This is a genomic window from Catellatospora sp. NPDC049111, from assembly GCF_040648615.1.
In the GTDB taxonomy this organism is placed as follows: Bacteria; Actinomycetota; Actinomycetes; order Mycobacteriales; family Micromonosporaceae; genus Catellatospora; species Catellatospora aurea.
The window spans coordinates 1-17,796 of the sequence record NZ_JBEZEB010000023.1; the positions used below are offsets into that span (position 1 = coordinate 1).

Consider the following 17,796-nt stretch of genomic DNA (forward strand, 5'->3'; position numbering starts at 1 on the left):
ACGGCACCGCGGGCGGCCCCGGCAACGGCGGGCTGCCGTTCGGGCCGCTCGGGCTGGTCGGCTTCCCCGGCGCGTGGGCGGCCGGCGGCGTCGGCGCCCTCGCGCCCGGCACCAGCGGCGGAGGCGGCGGAGGCGGTGGCGGCGGCTGGTACGGCGGTGGCGGCGGCTCGTCCGGCGGTGCTCCCCCGGTCCCGCTGATCGCCGGGTTCGACGGCGGCAACGGCGGCTCGGGCGCGAGCCACACCACGGCGGGCGCGAGCAACGTCAGCGTCACGGAGACCACTGACGACGCCTCGGTCACCATCTCCTACCAGGTACGCGACACGACCCTGAGCTACCTCGGCGCGACCTCGGGCCCGGTGGGCGCACCGGCGAGCCTGCGCGCCCGGCTCACGTACACCACCGGCGGGGCCCCGATCCCGGGCGCGACGGTCCAGTTCGCGCTGACCGGCACGCCCGGCTGCAGCGCGGTCACCGACGCGGCCGGCGAGGCGGCGTGCACGGTCACGCCGCAGGCTCCCGCGAACGCCCGCGCGCTGACCGCCTCTTACGCCGGGGACACCGTCCGGCACGCGTCGAACGTGTCCACGTCGTACGAGGTCAGGCGCAAGCCGACCACGCTGACCTGGACCGGTGACGCCACCGGCGACTACCACGACCCGGTGACGCTGGCCGCGAAGCTGACCCTGACCGACACCGGCACGGCGCTGCCCGGCGAGCCGGTCACCCTGGCCCTGAACGCGGCCGAGTCCTGCGACGCCGTGACCGACGGCGACGGCGTCGCGAGCTGCACGGTCGTGCCGCAGGAGACCCCCGGGCCGTACCCGGCGACGGCTGATTACACCGGGGACGAGGTGCACCTGCCCAGCACGGCGACCGCGGAATTCACCGTCACCAAGGAGCAGACCCGGCTCGCGTACGCCGGAGATCTGTTCGTCGCCAACGACGAACCCGCACGGCTGGCCGCCCGCCTCACCGAGGGCTCGGCGCCGCCGCTGCCCGGTGACGGCACGCCTGTCGCAGGCGCCCCGGTGACGTTGACGCTGGGCAGCGGCCCGTCGGCGCAGTCGTGCACCGCCGACACCGACGCCACCGGCACCGCGGCCTGCGCGATCGCCGACGTGGCCCAGCCGCTGGCCGCCGACGGCAGGCTGCCCGTGTCGGCCGCCTACCCCGGCAGCGCCTTCTACGAGCCGAGCCGCGCCGCCACGACGGTGGGCCTGCAGCACGAGACCGGCCGGGCGTACGGCCTCTCCGGCAAGCTGAAGGTCCTGGTCGGCTCCTCGACACTGCCCGCGTCCCCGGACACCGGCGCGGTGCGCACCGCCGATCCGTCGGCCACCGGCACGCCCTGCACGGCCACGGTGAACGTGCTGGTCCTGCGGGCGGCGGCGCTGTGCGCGAACGTCACGACACGCACCGCCCCGGGCGGCTCGACCGCCACCGCGACCGTCGGTTCGGTCGAACTGGGCCTGCCCGGCCTGCCCGCCATCGCGCTGCGCGACGTGCGCACCACGTCCGTCACGGACTGCGCCGGGTCCACCGGCACGGTCACCGTCGGGCAACTGCTGATCGGAGGCGTCGCGGTCACCGCGACCACCGGTCCGAACAGCATGGTCGCGATCCCGGGCGTGCCCGGGGCGAAGATCGTGTTCAACGAGCAGGTGCCCGCCGACGGGGGTCTGACGGTCAACGGCGTGCGCATCGTCGTCCCGCCGACGCTGGGCGTCAGCGCCGACCTCGTGCTCGCCTCGGCCACCAGCGACATCCACCACTGCCGCTGACCGCGACGGGCGGCCGGGCCTGCGCGGCCCGGCCGCCCGGCCTCACGGCTACATGCACACCCGCCACTGCCCGTCCTCCTTGAGCAGCGGAACGCCCAGCGAGTACGTCGATCCGTCGTCCGCCCTGGTCAGCTTCAACGTGACGACGCCGCTCACGGTCGAGTTGTGCTGCTCCACGCTCACCCCGGTCACCGAGTAGTCCTTGACCCGCGGCCGGGCGGTCTGCTCCGTGATGAACTGCTGCTCGGTGGTCAGCTCGCGCGTGCGCCGGCACAGCTGCGCGTACGCGCCCGCGTAGTCACCGGCGATCAGGTCGTCGGCGTACGCCGTGGCGGCGTCCCTCGCGGGTGCGGTCGCCGCGTCGATGCCGCGCCAGGCGAAGTAGCCCGCGACGGCGGCACCGCCGCAGCACAGCACGAGGACGATCGCGACGATGATGAGGATCTTGCGTACCGGGCTCTTGGGCTGCGGCGGGCCAGGGGGCAGAGGCGTCATGGCGCTCACTGTGCGCGACGGCCGCAAGTGCCACGCGGCCCGCGCCGGCATGTCGCCTCGCGACCCGGCAGGGTCACGGTATGCGTGAGTTCCGGTTCTCGTCGAACGTGTTCGCGGTGCCCCCGGGCGAGGCCTTCGTGCAGCGCTGCCGACAGGCCGAACAGCTCGGTTACGACACCATGTCCGCCGCCGACTCCTGGGTGCGCCCGCCCCGTTCCCGGTGCTGGTCGCGGCCGCGGCCGCGGCGGCCGAGCGGCTGCGGGTCGGCACGCTGGTGCTCGACGTGCCGTTCTGGAACCCGGCGCTGCCGACCCGGGAGATCGCCACAACCGACCTGCTCACGGGCGGGCGGCTGGAGGCAGGCGACGCGCCCTCGGCGACCACGACAGGTGGCGCACGCCATGGGAAAATGGCCGGGACATGACCATCGCGGCGCACGTCGACGGCGTCCCGGCACCGCACCTGCGGCCCTACATCCGCCGTTACCTCGGCTATCACTACCGCGGGTTCGCCCCGGGCGTGCACCTCGGCCTGCCCTCACCCGACCTGACCGTGGTGATCAGCTTCGAGGAGCCGACTCTCGTCGCGCTGAGCCCGGATCATGCGCCGAGCGGCTACACCGCCCTCGCCAGCGGTCTGGCCATGGCTCCCGCGTTCATCCACCACGACGGCACCCAGTTCGGCGTGCAGCTGGCGCTCACCCCGGCGGGCGCTCGCGCCCTGTTCGGCATGCCCGCCGCGGCGCTGGCGGCGGCCGTCGCTCCGCTGCCGCTCGAACCGCTGACCGACCGGCTGCGTATGGCATCGTGGCCGCAGCGGTTCGCCCTGCTCGACGCGGCCCTGACGCGTCGCCTCGCCCCGGTGGAGCCCGCGCCCGAGCTGTCCTACGCCTGGCGGCGCATCCTGCGTTCCGGTGGCGCGCTGCGCGTCGGCGAGCTCGCCGCCGAAACGGGCTGGAGCAGACGGCACCTGTGCGCCCGTTTCGCCGCCGAGTACGGCGTCGGGCCCAAGGATGCCCTGCGCATCGTCCGTTTCGGGCGTTCGACGCGGCTGGTCCGGGACACCCACCGGCCGGCGCTCGCCGAGATCGCCGCCGCGTGCGGGTACTACGACCAGGCCCATCTCGCCCGGGAGTGGCGCGAGTTCGCGGGCGTCGCGCCGTCGCACTGGGCGCAGGCGGAGGAACTTCCCATTCATCCAAGCCAGGAGCACGTCGACGCGGCCACGCTGGTCGTATGAGTGACAACGCCATGGTCTGGCCCTGCCTGACCTATACCGACGCGCCCGCCGCCATCGCGTTCCTGGAGGAGGCGTTCGGGTTCAAGGCCACCGCCGTGCACGCCGACGGGCAGCGGGTCGAGCACGCGGAGCTGCGCTGGCCGCCCGGCGGCGGGATCATGCTCGGCAGCCCGCGCCCGGACGACGTGCACGACATCCCCGCCGGTCAGGGCCTGGTCTACCTCGTCACCGACCAGCCGGACGCGCTGTTCGCGCGGGCCGTGGCCGCCGGGGCGACCGTGCTGCGCGAGCTGCGTGACGAGGACTACGGCTCCCGTGGTTTCAGCGTCCGCGACCCGCAGGGCGTCATCTGGAGCTTCGGCACCTACTCAGGCGCGTGAGCCCCGCTTCTGGCAACAGCGGGTCCCCGCCCACCGGGGGGCGGGGACCCGCTGCCAGGACACGTCACGCGTGGATCGTGGTCCGCGAGCTGATCCCCCTCAGCCGACCGGCGAGAGTTCTGCGGCGCTCGGCGCCGGTTCCGGCCTGCGCCTGGCCTCCCGCCAGGCGGGCAGGTAGAGCGGGGCGGCGACGGCGAGCACCGCCGCGCCGACCAGCATCGCCGTGCTGATGCTCGTCGCGGCGGCGAGCGCGGTGAGCACGACCCCGCCCAGCGCGCCGGCGGGCTGGCCCATCATCGAGTTCAGTGAGATCACGCTGGTCCGGTAGGGACCGTCGACCTGGCGGTGCAGCAGCCCGGTGTGCAGCGGATTCGACGCGCCGTGCACCGCGTAGCAGGCCAGGAACGCGACCAGCACGCCCACCGGCCCGGCGAACAGGCCCATGCCCACCACGGTCAGGCCCTGCAGGATCCGCAGCAGCGCCGCTCCGGGCGCGGCTCCGGGCCAGCGCAGCAGCAGCGGGGTCAACGCGGCCCCGGCCGCCGACACGAGCCAGGCCGCCGAGTTCGCCGGGCCGAGCAGCGCGGCAGCCCGGTCGGCGTCGCCGACGACCTCGGCGAGCCGCACCGGCAGCAGCGACTCGAAGGTGACCATGCCGAAGCCCCAGAACAGCTCGACGGCCACGAGTGCGAGCAGCACCCGGGAGCGGCGGAGCAGCCCGAACGCCTGCCCGACCATCCGGGGCGCCTCACGCACCGAGGCCCGCAGTGCGGCCGCACCGCGTGCCGGGCGCACCTCGACCATCAGCGCCAGCAGCACGGCCAGGGCGACCACCTGCATCGCCGTGGCGGCGACCACCGGGACGGTGAGCGCGCTGAACGGACCGACCGGGCCCAGCGCGATCAGGCCACCGCTGAGCAGCGCCCCGGCGGAGATCGCCACACCGATGACGGTGCCGGCGTACCCGAGGCCCGGTTCGTACTTCGCCTCCGGGTCGGCGGCCAGGGTCGCGTCGACGTACCACGACTCCAGTGGGCCCGAGTCGAGCGCCCGGTGGATGCCCTGCAGCGCCCAGACGGCGAGGAACAGCGCGACCGAGTCGGCCACCACGAACAGCCCGAGCGAGAGCAGGTTGATGATCCATGCGGTGGCCAGCACCGGCTTGCGGCCGAGCGCGTCCGCCAGCCCGCCGGTGGGCAGTTCCAGGGCGAGCACGAGGATGCCCTGTGCGGTGAAGACCAGCCCCATCTGCGGCAGGGTCAGCCCGCGCTCCTGCATGAGCAGGATCAGCACCGGGATGATGAGGCCGGCGGGCAACCAGCGCAGGCCGTGCAGCAGCAGGAAGCGGCGGCGGACCTGCTTGACGGTCAGCGCGCTCACCGCAGCTCCTCCGCCCGCGGGAAGTCCACCAGGAACACGTGGACCTGTGCGGCGCCCTCCTCCTCGGCGAATACGGCGTCCTGCCGGTACTTCACGATCAGCTCCCAGATCTCGTCGTTGAGGGCGCGCAGCCGCGACGGCGCGAGGGTCAGCACGGTGTCGCTGATCGTCGCGGCCTCCCGCCATTCCTGCGGGGCGGTCTGCTGCGCCGCCAGCCAGCGCTCGGCCTGCTCGCCCATGAGTTTCAGCTGCTGGTGCTCGATCCATGCGGCGGCGGCACGGGCGTCGGGGTCGTCGTCGAAGTCGGTCGGCCGCCAGGTGCTGGTGTCATGGGCGGCCCGCCAGAAGCGCTGGCGGCCGGTGCCCAGCTCGGCCTCCTCGACAACCAGGCCGACGTCGCCGAGCTGGCGCAGGTGGTAGCTGGTCGCGCCGGTGTTGGTGTCGAGCAGGCGGGCCAGCGTGGTGGCGGTGGCCGGGCCGTCGAGCCGCAGCAGGCCCAGCAGGCGGGCGCGCAGGGGGTGGGCCAGGGTCCGGATCTGCAGGGCGTTCAGGTGTACGACGCTGTGCGAAACAGCGTTCGACTCGTCGTCCATGTGATGCACAGTATCTGTGCACACTTGTTGTGCACAAGAGGTGTGCACAACAAGTGTGCTTAACCGAGCCCCGCCCCACCCGGCTCCGGCTCCGGCTCCGGCTCCGGCTCCGGCTCCGGCTCCGGCCGGATGATCGCTGTTTGCGGTCAAGACCTGCGCTCAGACCCCACTTTTTGACCGCGAACGGCGATCATCACTGCAGCCTGCGACCGCCCGGCGTTAAGAAGGGCACCTTCCTCTACGCATAGCGATAAGAAGGTGCCCTTCCTTCGTTCGGGTGGGTTAAAGGCGGGCGGCGAGGCGGGCGGCGCCCTGTTCGCCGGGGCCGGCGAGGACGGCGGTGGTGGCGGAGAGGCGGGCGGTGATGTGGCGGATCACGGCGGCGCGGACGGGGGCCGAGGTGGTCAGGACGCTGCCGGCCAGGACGACGGGGCCCGTGGTGTGGACCTCGGCGAGGGTGTCGGTCAGGTGGGCGGCGGCGCGGTCGGCGAGGGCGAGGGCCTGCGGGTCGCCGTGTTCGGCGGCGGCGCTGACCAGTGGGGCGAGCCGGGAGAGATATCGCGGGGGTTGGGCGTGCAGGGCGCCGATCAGGTCGTCGGCCGCCTGGCGGGAGGGGGCGGCCGGGATCGTGCCGAGCACGGTCTCGGCGACGCCGCGGGTCAGCAGGCCGTCCGGGACGCGGGTGTACAGCTCACGCGCGGTCAGCGCGGCCGCCTCGCGGCCGAGCCAGAAGCCGGAGCCGAGGTCGCCGAGCAGCCAGCCGATGCCGTCGGCGGTGGTGGTCATGAACCCGTCCTCGATCCGGGCGGCGATCGCCCCGGTCCCCGAGATGAGCACGGTGCCGCACGGTTCGAGCGTTCCGGCCGCGTAGGCGACCTCGACGTCGCCGACCGGCCGCACCGGCACCGTCAGCCCGAGTTCGGCGAAGGCGGCGGAGAAGGCATCGGCCACCACGGGGTCGGCGAACCGGCCGGTGCCGGCGATGCCCATCACGGCCGAGCGCACCTCGCGCGGGTCCAGCCCGGACAGTGCCGCCCGCACGGCGGAAGCGACCGAGGTCACGGCGTCGGCGAGCGGCACCGAGACCGGGTTGCCGGCGCCCGCGCGGCCGAAGCCGACGCGGGCGCCGTCGAGCGTGGTGATCAGCGCCCGCGACGACGTGCCGCCGACGTCGAGGCCGAGGACGAGTGTCACGGGCGCTGATCCTTTCACTTCACGTCGAACCTGGGAACCCGCTCAGCAGCGGCCCAGGTCCTCCCACTGCTGGGTCCAGCCGGGCTCGCTGCCCTGCGTCCACCAGCGGGCCCGCCACAGGTGCACGCCGTCGCCGGACTTCGGGCCGCCGGGGTTGCCGTTGGCGCTGCGCTCCCACTTGACCTGGTTGCCGGTCGTGTAGACGCCGCTGATGTTCCACAGCGGCGCGTTGACGCAGCCCGTGCCGCCGGTCGGCGGGGCCGACGGGGACGGCGACGTGCTCGGCGGGGCCGACGGCGAGGACGACGGCGGCGTGCTCGGGCCGGTGCTCGGCGACGCGGTCGGGCAGGTGCCGCCCGCGCCGACGCTGTCGGTGTGGCTGACGCCCTGCGCCCGGTACGAGGCGACGCGGGCGTTGGCCTGCGCCGGGGTGAGCACCTCGTTCTGCGTGTACAGCAGGTAGTCGACCTGCTGGCGATAAGTGGCCATGCCGCCGGTGTGCGCGGCCGAGTCGATGAACCACAGGTTGAAGTTGATCGACATGTTCGTCTCGGGGTAGTAGATGCCGCTGTGGTCGGCGACCAACGTCCCGTCGATGTAGTACTTCACGTGTCCGGCCGAGACCGTGAACACCAGGTCGTGCCAGCCCGCGTAGGACTGCCGCTGCTCACCGTGGGCGTTGACGGCCTCCCACGGGTCGGGGCGGTAGGTCTCCCAGGTGGTCTCGTACATGATGTTCGACGGCTCGCCCCACCCGCCGTTGGGCAGGTACTCGAAGTCGATCTCGCCGTAGTTCGGGTCCATCGGGGCGGCCAGCGGGGTGATGGTGAAGAACGTCTCCACCAGGTGGTCGCCGTCGTTGCCGGAGACCGGCGCGTCGGTGAACTTGACCCGCGAGGCGTACGTGCCCTCGAAGAACTTCTGCTGGTGCAGGAACTCCGCCTGGCTGGTGCCGCCGGCCGTGCCGTCGGTGGACGCCTGCAGCTGCAGGGACTTCGCGCCGTCCACGGTCGGGAACGAGACGTTGGACGCCGGCCAGGACGCGCCCGGGATGCCGGGCCCGCCGGAGTTGGTGCGCACCGACCAGCCGCGCTGGTTGATCAGCGGGTCGGCCGGGCCGCTGTAGCTGAAGTCGTCGAACAGGGCGTTGCAGACGGCCGCCGAGGCGACCGCGGTGGTGCCCGCGGTCAGTGCGACCAGTGTGCCGGCGGCGAGCGCCGTCACGGTGGCGCCGACAGCCGCGATGATGGGACGTCGGAGGGTCACTGTTCTCTCCTTTCGGGGTGGCGGACTACGGTGGTGGGCAGCCCCGGCGCGCCGCGTGAGAGGCGGCGCGCCGGGGTCCTTCTGCCCCCGTGGGTCCGTGGGAGGTGCCTTCTTGCGGGCACGGTCGGGCACGCCGAAGAGCGCGCTCTCCCCGAGTTCGGCGTAGACGCTCGTCCGTGCGGTCCGTGGGTGGTGCTACTTGAGCGCGCCGGAGGTCAGCCCGGCGCGGATCTGCCGTTGGAAGAAGACGTACGCAAGCAGGACCGGCAGGATCGCGATGATCAGCCCGGCGAACAGGCCGCTCCAGTCGCTGCGGTAGCCCTGGCTGACCGCCAGCTCGGCGAGGCCCTGGGCGAGCACGTAGTGGTCCGGGTCCGGGTTGAGCACCTTCGGCAGCAGGTACTGGTTCCACAGGCCGAGGAAGTTGAAGATGCCGACGCTGACCATCCCGGGGCGGGCCATCGGCAGCATGACCCGGAAGAACACCCCGGCGTGCGACGCGCCGTCGATGAACGCGGCCTCGGCGACGGCGCCGGGCAGCGAGCGGAAGAAGCCGTGCAGGAAGAACACCGTGAACGGCAGGGCGTACGCGGCGTACACGAGGATCAGCCCGTGGTAGGTGCCGAGCATGCCGAGGTTGTCGACGACGAAGAACAGCGGCACCAGGGCCAGGAACACCGGGAACAGCATGCCCGCGATGAGCGTGTAGTACAGCAACCGGTTGCCCGGGAACTCGTAGCGGGCCAGGCAGTACGCGGTCAGCGCGCCGAGCAGCATGGTCAGCGCCAGCGCGCCGCCCACCACGATCAGCGTGTTGAACAGGTACTGCCCGATCGAGGCCTGTTCCCAGGCCCGCGACCAGTTGTCGAAGCGCGGTGACGCGGGCGGCGTCCACGGGCTGTCGAAGATCTCGGCGTCGGTCTTGAACGACGACATCAGCGCCCACAGCAGCGGCAGCGTCACCAGCGCGGCCCACAGGGTGAGGAAGGCGTGTTTGGTCCTCATGCCAGCTCCACCCGCTCCCGCTTGGTGACCCGCAGCAGCAGCACCGCGATCGACAGGGTGAGGAAGAAGATCGCCACCCCCATCGCCGAGGCGTAGCCGAACTTGCCGAAGGTGAACGCGGTCCGGTACAGCCCCAGGCCCATGACCTCGGTGCTGTTGTCCGGGCCGCCCGGCCCGACCGTCATGATCTGCACCAGGGCGAAGCCGTCCAGTGCCGCGATGCCCAGGTAGATCCAGCCGACCTGCACGCTCTCCCAGATCAGCGGGAGCGTGATGCGCCCGAACACGGTCATCGGGCCGGCCCCGTCGATCGCCGCGGCCTCCATGATGTCGTCGGGCACCGACTCCATCGCGGCCGAGAACAGCACCACGTAGAAGCCCACCGACGACCAGATCATCACGGCCATCACGCACCACAGCGCCAGGTCCGGCTCCGCCAGCCAGGACTTGCGCCAGGAGTCCAGGCCCACCGCCGACAGCGCGCCGTTGAGCAGCCCGCTGTTGGGGGTGTACACGAACTGCCAGAGCACCGCGATGATCGCGACACTGAGCAGTTGCGGGAAGAAGTACACCACCCGGTAGACCCGGGTGCCCTTCGTGGCGGCGGCCAGCGCCAGCGCCAGCACGATGACGGCCAGCGGCACGACAAGCAGCATCAGCCCGTTGTTGCGCAGCCCCGCCAGGAACAGCGGGTCATCCCACAACTTGCCGAAGTTGTCGAACCCGGTGAACTCCGGGGCGCTGTCCACGCCGTTCCAGTTCGTGAACGCCAACTGGAACGCCTGCAGGTACGGCGACAGCACGAACACGCCGTACAGCGCCAGGGGCACGATCAGCGCCCCGACCAGGAACCGGTACTTGCCGTGCCGCATGGCCGATCACCGCTGGTGCTTGACGATGGAGCTGTCCTTGGCGACCGCGTCGGCGGCCTTCTGCACCCGCTCGGCCCACTGCTGCGGGTTGATCCGCTTGGTGGCCAGCTCGCCGGTGGCGTCGTCGAGCGCCTTGCTCAGCGGCGCGTACCAGGTCCGGAACTTGTAGCTGAACACGTTCGGACCGGCCGCCTTGACCGCCTCGGCGACCGAGCCCAAACCGCTGCTCAGGCTCAGCCCGTCGGTCGCGCCGGTGACCACCGGCAGCGCCTTGGCGCTCTCGGCGAAGCCGCGCGCCACCTTCTGCGAGAACAGGTGCCGCAGGAACTCCAGGCCGCCGGGCACGTTCTTGGCCTTGGCGGGCACGATGAACGACTCGCTGCTGGCCGCCATGACCGCCCCGTTGGGCAGCTTGTCCGAGCCGGTCAGCGCGGGCACGGTGCCCATCACCATGTCGAACCCGGCCGGGGTGACCGCCTGCTGCTCACCCTCCAGCCACGACCCGCACGGGATGAACGCGACCTGGCCCTTGCACCAGGCGTTCTGCGCCTCGGTGTGGGACAGGCCCTCCGAGCCGGGCATGATGTGCCCGCGCACCGCGAGCTGGTAAATGGCTTCGGCGGCGGCCAGCATCGCCGGGCTCTGCCACGCCCCGGGCTGCAGGTTGTCGATCGACTTCACCAGCTCGAAGCCGCCGGCCTTGGCCGCGAGCGACACCAGCGGGTCGTTGAGGTACTCCGGGTACTTGCCCTGCCAGGTCCACGGGTGCAGACCGGCCTTCTTGATCTCGTCGTTGAGGGTGAGCATCTCGTCCCACGTCTTCGGGAACGTCCACCCGTGCTTGGCGAACAGCGACTTGGAGTACCAGACGCCCCACAGCACCGACGAGTAGTTGAGCACCAGCGGCTTGCCGTCGAAGGTGCCGTCGGAGATCACACCCGGCATCAGGGTGTCGCGGACCTTCTTGGCCGGGTCGTCCAGGCTCGGCGCGTCCAGCAGTGACGTCAGGTCGGTGAGCTTGCCGGCCGAGACGAGCGTGGCCAGGTCGAGGCGGCCCGCGCCGCTGTTGTCGACGACGTCCGGCGGGCTGTCGGCGACGAAGCGCGGCTGGAGCACCTCGCCGACGCCCTGGATGCCCTTGTGGTCGACGGCGACCTTCGGGAACTTCTGCTTGAGGCTGGTGCCGGCGTCGATCGCGTACTGGTCGCCGTACCCGCCCTTGAAGATCACGACCTCGAGCGCGGCCTCGCCGGAGACGCCCAGCGGGTTCTCCGCGCTGGTGTCGCCCTGCTTGACCTTGTCGCCGTCGTCGCCGCCCGCGGTGGCGCAGGCCGCCAGGCCCGTGCTCGCCGCGACCGCGGCCACTCCGGCCAGCGCGGTGCGTCTTGTAAGGTTCATCGTGTCGCCCTTCATGCACTTCAGGAGGGGTTGATGTGTTACGCGATACGCCGGATGCGCCCGGCGTATCGCGCTTCCAACTGCTGGTTGTGCTCATAGCCGCCCGCGATGTTCGCGGACAGGTAGATGGGCGGGGTCTGCCCCGCCTCCGAAAGGCGCCGGACCACCTCGGTGACGACCATCTGGGCCAGCACGGCCGCGGTCACCGACGACACCGCGCCGGACTGGTTCTCCAGAATCACGTCGCCGTACGGGGCGCCGTTGTCGAGCACCACGTCGGCGATCTCGCTCAGCCGCCTGCCGGACGGGTGCCGCGGCTCCGAACGCGCGGTGTGCTCCAGCGACGTCACCGCGATCAGCCCGTGCCCGCGCTCCTTGATCAGCAACGCCAGCTCGACCACCACCCCGTTGATGCCGGAGTTGGAGGCCAGCACGAACACGTCCGCGGGCTCGATCGGGGCCAGCTCGTAGAGCCGGTGCGCCACCTCGGTGCGCCGCTCCAGCAGCTGGTCCTCCAGCACCTCGACCGGCTCGCCGCCCCACAGCACGATGTCGCGCAGCGCGATGCGGTTGGTCGGCACCAGCCCGCCGGCCCGGCCCGCGATCTCCATCGCGAGGGCCTCGGAGTGGCCGCTGCCGAAGGCCTGCACCACCCCGCCCGCGTTCAGGCTGTCGGTGATCAGGTCCGCGGCCCGCTGCACGTTGCCGGCCTGGGCGGTGCCCACCTTGCCGACCAGCTCGGTGATGGCTTCCAGGTACGTCTGCGCGTTCATCTCGCTCCTTCGTTGTGCTGCCTTGCCCGATCGCCCCACCGGGACCGGTCCGCCACGTGGCCGCCCGACGTTCTCCCCCGGCGACCCCGGTCCCCGGCGGCCCGGTCCCGGCTGTCCGCCCCGCGATCAGTCAGCGGCGCTGCGCGGGACGACCGGCCGCGACAGGTCGGCGGCCTCCCGGGCGGCGCGGCGGCGGTGCGAGGTCGGCTCGTCGTGCAGCCGGTGCGCCTGCACCGCCCGCGCCGTCACCTCGAAAGCCTCGGTGGTACGCGCGTACGTGCGCTGCGCCACCGCGACGTAGATCAGGTCGAGGGCGACCAGCTGGCCGTGCAGCGCCGACAGCGCCGCGAGCCGGAACGTGGTCTCGTGCACCGCCGTGGTCAGCACCACGTCGACGGCCTCGGCCAGCGGCGACTTGTCGAACGAGGTCACCGCGACGGTCAGCGCGCCCTGGTCGGCGGCTTCGGCGAGCACCTCGATGACCTCCCGGGTACGCCCGCTGTGCGACAGTCCGATCGCGACATCACCCGGCCCGAGCAGCGCAGCGTTGGTCAACGCCTTGTGCGCGTCCTCCCGGTGCCAGCAGGGCACCCGGATGCGCTCCAGCCGGAACGCCAGCTCACGAGCGGCGGTGCCGCTGCTGCCGAGCCCGAACAACTCCACCCGGTTGGCCCCGGCGATCGCGTCGGCGACCCGCGCCACCTGGGCCAGGTCGAGCCGGGCCGCGGTCTCCTGGATGGCACGGGCGTCCGCACTCGCGATCACCCCGAGCACCCGGTCCATCGGGTCGCCGGGCTCGATCTCCCGGTCGATGTCGGTCTCCCAGCGCGCCTGCGCCTCGCGCCCGCTCTCGGTCGCGATGGCCACCCGCAGCGCCGCGTATCCCTTGAACCCCAGCACCCGGCAGAACCGGGTCACCGTCGCGGTCGACGTGCCGGCCCGCTCGGCGAGGTCCACGATGGAGGCCTGCGCGGCGATCGCGGGGTCTTCCAGGATCTGCTCCGCCACCCGCTGCAACGCGTCGGGCAGGTTGGGCAGCTCCATCCGCATCCGGCCGATCACACCCTGCACAACAATTCCCTTCATCGCGGTCCGTTGATGAAGAAAATTACGACCCACACTCCAAAGTGTCAATCCCAACCAACAAAAATTTTGACCCCCAAACCCGTTACCCACCAGCAATAATTTACACCACCACACCCGACCCCCCCCACCCCGCGCCCAAACTAACAACCACTTGCGCCATCAGCACCCCCCTGAGGGCGCAAGTCTTTAAGAGTTGTCGCAGGTGGGGCGGGCGGTCGAGGCGGGTGGTCGAGGCGGGTGGTCGAGGTGGGGCGGTCGGTCAGATGCGGACGAAGCCGATCATGGCGGAGCCGATGCCGGCTTGGAGGACGGTGGCGGAGAGGAGGACGGCGGCGGGCCAGAAGCGTTCGGTGCGGGCGCAGAGCCAGGCGGCGGCGATCTGGAGGTAAACGGCCAGGAAGATCCAGAGGCGGACCGTCTCGCCGCGGTTGATGCCCCACAGGTCGAGCACGATCAGCACGGCGATGCCGGACAGGGTCAGCACCGCGGCCGGGTGCGCCGACCGGCTGCGTACCGCGTCCCAGGTCGCGGCCGCGAGCAGCACGCAGGACGCGATCCCGGCAGCCAGCGCCAGGTACCACAGGTTGCGGGTGACCCACATGCCGTACGGCCGCCAGCGCGCGTTGAAGTCGTTGGCGTCGGCCAGCACGTACGCGAAGTTGTCGAACAGGTCGTAGCCGAACAGCCCGCGCATGAGCACGTAGCACGCGGCGAACCCGGCCAGCGCCGACGCGACCAGGCGCAACGTGTCCTGCCAGGTCAGCGAGCGCTGTCGCAGCGCGACGCCGAGCAGCGCCGCGAACACGATGCCCAGCACCAGCGGCAGCGCCTCGAAGAACACGACCAGGTAGAGCGCCCCGCCCAGCCCGAGCGCGTAACCGAACCGGCGGGTCTTCAGGAAACGGACGTGCAGCCACAGCGCGAGCAGGATCGGCACCGGGGAGACGGCGTTGAGCACCGGCGCGAAGTACAGCACGCCGGGCAGGAACAGGCCCAGGACCAGGGTGTACAGCGCGATGCGGCGGTCGCCGGTCAGGTCGCGCACGATGAGCCACAGCAGCACGGCGGACACGTTGGCCAGCGCCAGCACGGCCACGCCCATCGCGGCCGGGCCGAGTCCGAGCGCGTCGAGCAGGAAGTACAGCAGGGTCTTGCCGGGCATGTTGGTGCGCGCGTGCGGCGGGAGCTGCTCGACCAGCCCCATGTAGTTCCCCATGAACTCGCCGATCCCCCAGCGCTGCGACGGGGAGTAGAACGAGTTGGCGCGGTCGCTGGCCACGATGTCGCCGAGCGACGGCAGGGCGTACACCCGCAGCAGCAGTTGCAGTGGGACCACCGCGACGAACCAGCCCGCGACCACGGCCGCGTCAAAGCGCTCGGGCAGACGGCGCGACAGCCACAGCAGCCCGAGCGCGACCGGCGCGACCACGAGCGCGGGCCACACCACGTGCCACTCCCCCGCCGCCCGGTCGTACGGGTACGTCCACCCGGCCAGGCGCGAGCCGGTCGGCAGCCGCCGCAGCAGCATCGCGACCAGGGCGAGCACGGTCAGGCCCGCTCCGGCGAGCGCCGCCCCGGCCACCAGACGCGGCACACCCCGCGCCGGCGCGACCGAGGACGTGGTGCTGGCGGGTCGCTTCTCGACGAGAACCCTGTTCACGTGTCGCCTCTCCTCACCCGTGCGTGCAGTCCTCAGGGGCTAACGAGTCAGCATGCGAAGATGGCCCCGACCGAGGTCGGGGCCATCTGTCAGCAGGTATTCAGGCTGGGCGGACGGCAACGGGAGCGACGCTGCTCCCGGCCCGGATCACCCACGCGACGGCGGGGTGCTCCACGGACTCCGGGGCGACTTTCGCGGCACGCCCCGTCCGCCATGTGCCTTGATCGTTTCCACGTCCACGCCGGCGGTCGATGCCGGCGCGGGTTCTGCGGAGGCCCGCAGAGAGAAGGCGAACATCGCCTCGGTACGGACGGCCGGGGTCACGCCGGCACGACCTGGGTCTCGCTCACGATCGAGAGGATCTCCTCGATCGAGACGTTTGCCCTGCTCGCCACATGTTCGATCGGAACATTGCACGCGATGGCCTCACGGATCGCGGAACGCCACACCTTGTCGGCGTCGTCGGCGCGACCGGCAGATGCCTCGTCCACCAGACACAGCGCCAGATCAGAGTTGACGTACACAGTCGATCTCCTCCTCCATGGGCGCCCGGGGTCTGAGGGCGCCTGGGGCCGCCCGGCGCACCGGACGTCCTCACCTGAACAAGGCTCCGTCAAACGGGGGTCTGAAACATCCGCCACCACGCGTAAAGCCCGATCCGGAAGAAACAGATTAATCGCCCAACCAGGCCCCTCCCACCTCACAAGATCATCCGAATTGCCCGGCACGTGGGCGTATTCCGCTTCATGATTCGGACATCTGCCCGGCAAGTCGGACGATCTTCGCGGCGCGACCGGGCGACGTGTTCGCGGACGGACGCGCCGGGACTGGCCGGGATGGGCCGGGCAGTCACGAACGGGACGGCAGTCGTGCGGAGGGGCCGCGGCGGCACGACGGCCGGGAACGGAGCAGCGTGGGACAGGTACGTCGGGGGTGGCGGTTAGGCTCCGGCGCATGGTCGATGATCAGGAACTCGCCCTGGCCCGCGCCCGGGGCGACCGGTGGCTGCCCGAGACCAGACCGGAGACCGTCGAGGACGCGGGCCGGTTCGTCGACGGCGTCGGCTGCGCGCTGCTGTTCCCCGCCGCGAACGCGCTCGCGCCCTCGCTGTACGAGACCGTCGCCGACGAGGACGCCGTGGCCTGGGCCGACGGCATGGGCGAGGCCGAGTCCACCGTCTGGGCCTGGAAGGACGCGCTGCCCGAGGCCGGGCTCGCCTGGTACGGCAAGTTCCTCTTCCGCCGCGCGAGCCTGCTCTCCCCCGACCTGCTGCGCGCGCTCTACGCCGGCCCCGGCGAGCCGGACGACCACGAGGACCTCGACCTGCCCCGCGAGGCGCACGAGATCGCGCGGGCGCTGCTCACCGGGCCACTGACCTCACGCGCGCTGCGTGAGCTGATCGGCGACCGGGCCGCGTACGAGCGCGCCATGACCGAACTGCAGCGCCACCTGCTGGTAACGTCCGCTGGCGTGCGCGAGCAGCGCGCCGGCTGGCCGGCCTCCATCGTGGACCTGACCTGCCGCCGTTTCGACGTCGGCGGCGGGCAGGATGTCCCCGCGGCCGCGCGCCGCTACCTGGAGACCGCCGTCGAGGCGAGCCCGGGGCAGCTCGCGCGGGCGTACGGCTGGACCGCCGCCGTCGCCCGGTCCCACCTGGACGCCCTGGTCGCCGCCGGACAGGCGCGGCGGCGGGGCAACTCCTACCGCAGCCAAGGAGCACCTGATGTGCCACAGTGACGACAGCCAGGCCCCGCAGGCCCCGAACGCGGGCGCGGTCGCCGGGCACGGCCCGCTCGAACTGCACGCCGAGGACGGCAACACCCTCGCGGCATACCGCGCGATCCCGCAGACCCCGAACGGCATGAAGATCGTCGTACTGCCGGACGTGCGCGGCCTGCACCCGTTCTACGTGGGGCTGACCCAGCGCCTGGCCGAGGCCGGGTACGAGGCGATCGCGATCGACTACTTCGGCCGCACCGCCGGGGTGGCCCAGCGCGACGAGAGCTTCCCCTACATGGAACACATGCCTCAGGTCACGCCCGCGCACGTGTACGCCGACACGGCGGCCGCGATGGCGGTGCTGTGCGAGTCCGAGCCGGACGCGTCGGTGTACACCGTCGGGTTCTGCTTCGGCGGCAGCATGTCGTGGCGGCTGTCCGCCAGCGACCTCGATCTGGCCGGGGTGATCGGCTTCTACGGCCAGCCGGCGCGGGTCGCCGACGTCGTCGACGAGGTGGACAAGCCGATCCTGATGCTGGTCGCGGGCGCGGACTCGACGCCGGTGAGCGAGTTCGAGAAGCTCGCCGCACAGCTGGAGGAGGCCGGCGTCGCCCCCGAGATGCACGTCTACGAGGGCGCGCCGCACTCGTTCTTCGACCGCTCCTTCGAGCAGTGGGCCGACGCGTGCACCGACGCCTGGAACCGCATCATCTCCTTCACCGCCCGGCACCGGCACTGACACTCTGAGCCATCGATACCGGCCCTGTGAGAGCGCTCTCACAGGGCCGGTATTACGTTATGCCGTCCCGCGACCGTCACGCTCCGTCCACGTCGCGGGATTAACTCAGATGCCATTGCCCGGAAACATTGACGTATCGAGGGGTTGCCCGATAGTTTGCGCGCAGAGAGCGCTCTCACAGTGCGCTCCGCACACCGTTCCTCCGCTTCTCCC

18 protein-coding genes are annotated in these 17,796 nt (G+C 71.8%); 6 read left to right on the plus strand and 12 right to left on the minus strand.

Annotated elements, in window-relative coordinates; translation table 11 throughout:
• Positions 1-1,784, plus strand: a 1,784-nt coding sequence (locus tag AB0B66_RS26695) for a choice-of-anchor P family protein (protein ID WP_360535026.1), incomplete at its 5' end; no start/stop codon positions are given.
• A gap of 48 nt (positions 1,785-1,832) precedes the next feature.
• Here AB0B66_RS26695 and AB0B66_RS26700 read toward each other — a convergent pair.
• Positions 1,833-2,279, minus strand: a complete 447-nt coding sequence (locus tag AB0B66_RS26700; RefSeq protein WP_360535028.1) for a hypothetical protein — start codon at positions 2,277-2,279, stop codon at positions 1,833-1,835.
• A 220-nt stretch (positions 2,280-2,499) separates the two neighbouring features.
• On the opposite strand from AB0B66_RS26700, the gene AB0B66_RS26705 reads away from it, so the two are divergent.
• From AB0B66_RS26705 to AB0B66_RS26715, 3 genes are read left to right on the plus strand one after another with little or no spacing between them, the layout of a single operon-like run.
• Positions 2,500-2,703, plus strand: coding sequence for an LLM class flavin-dependent oxidoreductase (locus tag AB0B66_RS26705; protein ID WP_360535030.1), 204 nt, complete (start codon positions 2,500-2,502; stop codon positions 2,701-2,703).
• Positions 2,700-3,518, plus strand: coding sequence for a helix-turn-helix transcriptional regulator (locus tag AB0B66_RS26710; RefSeq protein ID WP_360535032.1), 819 nt, complete (start codon positions 2,700-2,702; stop codon positions 3,516-3,518). Before AB0B66_RS26705 ends, AB0B66_RS26710 begins: the two co-directional genes overlap by 4 nt.
• Complete coding sequence (locus AB0B66_RS26715; RefSeq protein WP_360535034.1) at positions 3,515-3,898, plus strand: VOC family protein; 384 nt, start codon at positions 3,515-3,517, stop codon at positions 3,896-3,898. The genes AB0B66_RS26710 and AB0B66_RS26715 overlap by 4 nt, the downstream gene beginning before the upstream one ends.
• Positions 3,899-3,997: 99 nt before the next feature.
• On the opposite strand, the gene AB0B66_RS26720 is transcribed toward AB0B66_RS26715, so the two are convergent.
• From AB0B66_RS26720 to AB0B66_RS26770, 11 genes are all read right to left on the minus strand, one after another.
• Entirely contained in the window at positions 3,998-5,278 is a 1,281-nt protein-coding gene (locus tag AB0B66_RS26720; RefSeq protein ID WP_360535036.1) for an MFS transporter, read from the minus strand.
• On the minus strand, positions 5,275-5,871 hold the full coding sequence (locus AB0B66_RS26725) for a helix-turn-helix domain-containing protein (RefSeq protein WP_360535038.1): 597 nt from the start codon (positions 5,869-5,871) through the stop codon (positions 5,275-5,277). The genes AB0B66_RS26720 and AB0B66_RS26725 overlap by 4 nt, the downstream gene beginning before the upstream one ends.
• A 282-nt stretch (positions 5,872-6,153) precedes the next feature.
• Complete coding sequence (locus AB0B66_RS26730; RefSeq protein ID WP_360535040.1) at positions 6,154-7,065, minus strand: BadF/BadG/BcrA/BcrD ATPase family protein; 912 nt, start codon at positions 7,063-7,065, stop codon at positions 6,154-6,156.
• Positions 7,066-7,107: 42 nt separating this feature from the next.
• Entirely contained in the window at positions 7,108-8,331 is a 1,224-nt protein-coding gene (locus AB0B66_RS26735; RefSeq protein WP_360535042.1) for a family 16 glycosylhydrolase, read from the minus strand.
• A 195-nt stretch (positions 8,332-8,526) separates the two neighbouring features.
• A complete protein-coding gene (locus AB0B66_RS26740; RefSeq protein ID WP_360535044.1) occupies positions 8,527-9,336 on the minus strand; it encodes a carbohydrate ABC transporter permease in 810 nt (269 codons plus the stop codon).
• Positions 9,333-10,208, minus strand: coding sequence for a sugar ABC transporter permease (locus AB0B66_RS26745; RefSeq protein ID WP_360535046.1), 876 nt, complete (start codon positions 10,206-10,208; stop codon positions 9,333-9,335). Before AB0B66_RS26745 ends, AB0B66_RS26740 begins: the two co-directional genes overlap by 4 nt.
• A 6-nt stretch (positions 10,209-10,214) precedes the next feature.
• Complete coding sequence (gene ngcE, locus AB0B66_RS26750) at positions 10,215-11,606, minus strand: N-acetylglucosamine/diacetylchitobiose ABC transporter substrate-binding protein (protein ID WP_360535048.1); 1,392 nt, start codon at positions 11,604-11,606, stop codon at positions 10,215-10,217.
• Between the two features lie 38 nt (positions 11,607-11,644).
• A complete protein-coding gene (locus tag AB0B66_RS26755; protein ID WP_360535050.1) occupies positions 11,645-12,379 on the minus strand; it encodes an SIS domain-containing protein in 735 nt (244 codons plus the stop codon).
• Positions 12,380-12,505: 126 nt separating this feature from the next.
• Positions 12,506-13,465: a MurR/RpiR family transcriptional regulator gene (locus AB0B66_RS26760; protein ID WP_360535052.1), complete on the minus strand. Its 960-nt coding sequence runs from the start codon at positions 13,463-13,465 to the stop codon at positions 12,506-12,508.
• Positions 13,466-13,724: 259 nt separating this feature from the next.
• A complete protein-coding gene (locus tag AB0B66_RS26765) occupies positions 13,725-15,125 on the minus strand; it encodes a hypothetical protein (protein WP_360535054.1) in 1,401 nt (466 codons plus the stop codon).
• Positions 15,126-15,445: 320 nt separating this feature from the next.
• Entirely contained in the window at positions 15,446-15,649 is a 204-nt protein-coding gene (locus AB0B66_RS26770; RefSeq protein WP_360535056.1) for a hypothetical protein, read from the minus strand.
• A 430-nt stretch (positions 15,650-16,079) separates the two neighbouring features.
• On the opposite strand from AB0B66_RS26770, the gene AB0B66_RS26775 reads away from it, so the two are divergent.
• Both AB0B66_RS26775 and AB0B66_RS26780 read left to right on the plus strand, forming a co-directional pair.
• Positions 16,080-16,862: a hypothetical protein gene (locus tag AB0B66_RS26775; RefSeq protein ID WP_360535058.1), complete on the plus strand. Its 783-nt coding sequence runs from the start codon at positions 16,080-16,082 to the stop codon at positions 16,860-16,862.
• Positions 16,849-17,583: a dienelactone hydrolase family protein gene (locus tag AB0B66_RS26780; RefSeq protein ID WP_360535060.1), complete on the plus strand. Its 735-nt coding sequence runs from the start codon at positions 16,849-16,851 to the stop codon at positions 17,581-17,583. The genes AB0B66_RS26775 and AB0B66_RS26780 overlap by 14 nt, the downstream gene beginning before the upstream one ends.
• Positions 17,584-17,796 lie beyond the last annotated feature (213 nt).

Excerpts from the sequence above, each read along its gene's own strand:
- AB0B66_RS26700 (WP_360535028.1), bottom strand. The coding sequence starts at position 2,279 with ATGACGCCTCTGCCCCCTGGCCCGCCGCAGCCCAAGAGCCCGGTACGC.
- AB0B66_RS26710 (WP_360535032.1), top strand. The coding sequence starts at position 2,700 with ATGACCATCGCGGCGCACGTCGACGGCGTCCCGGCACCGCACCTGCGG.
- AB0B66_RS26715 (WP_360535034.1), top strand. The coding sequence starts at position 3,515 with ATGAGTGACAACGCCATGGTCTGGCCCTGCCTGACCTATACCGACGCG.
- AB0B66_RS26725 (WP_360535038.1), bottom strand. The coding sequence starts at position 5,871 with ATGGACGACGAGTCGAACGCTGTTTCGCACAGCGTCGTACACCTGAAC.
- AB0B66_RS26740 (WP_360535044.1), bottom strand. The coding sequence starts at position 9,336 with ATGAGGACCAAACACGCCTTCCTCACCCTGTGGGCCGCGCTGGTGACG.
- AB0B66_RS26745 (WP_360535046.1), bottom strand. The coding sequence starts at position 10,208 with ATGCGGCACGGCAAGTACCGGTTCCTGGTCGGGGCGCTGATCGTGCCC.
- ngcE (WP_360535048.1), bottom strand. The coding sequence starts at position 11,606 with ATGAACCTTACAAGACGCACCGCGCTGGCCGGAGTGGCCGCGGTCGCG.
- AB0B66_RS26755 (WP_360535050.1), bottom strand. The coding sequence starts at position 12,379 with ATGAACGCGCAGACGTACCTGGAAGCCATCACCGAGCTGGTCGGCAAG.
- AB0B66_RS26760 (WP_360535052.1), bottom strand. The coding sequence starts at position 13,465 with ATGAAGGGAATTGTTGTGCAGGGTGTGATCGGCCGGATGCGGATGGAG.
- AB0B66_RS26775 (WP_360535058.1), top strand. The coding sequence starts at position 16,080 with ATGGTCGATGATCAGGAACTCGCCCTGGCCCGCGCCCGGGGCGACCGG.
- AB0B66_RS26780 (WP_360535060.1), top strand. The coding sequence starts at position 16,849 with ATGTGCCACAGTGACGACAGCCAGGCCCCGCAGGCCCCGAACGCGGGC.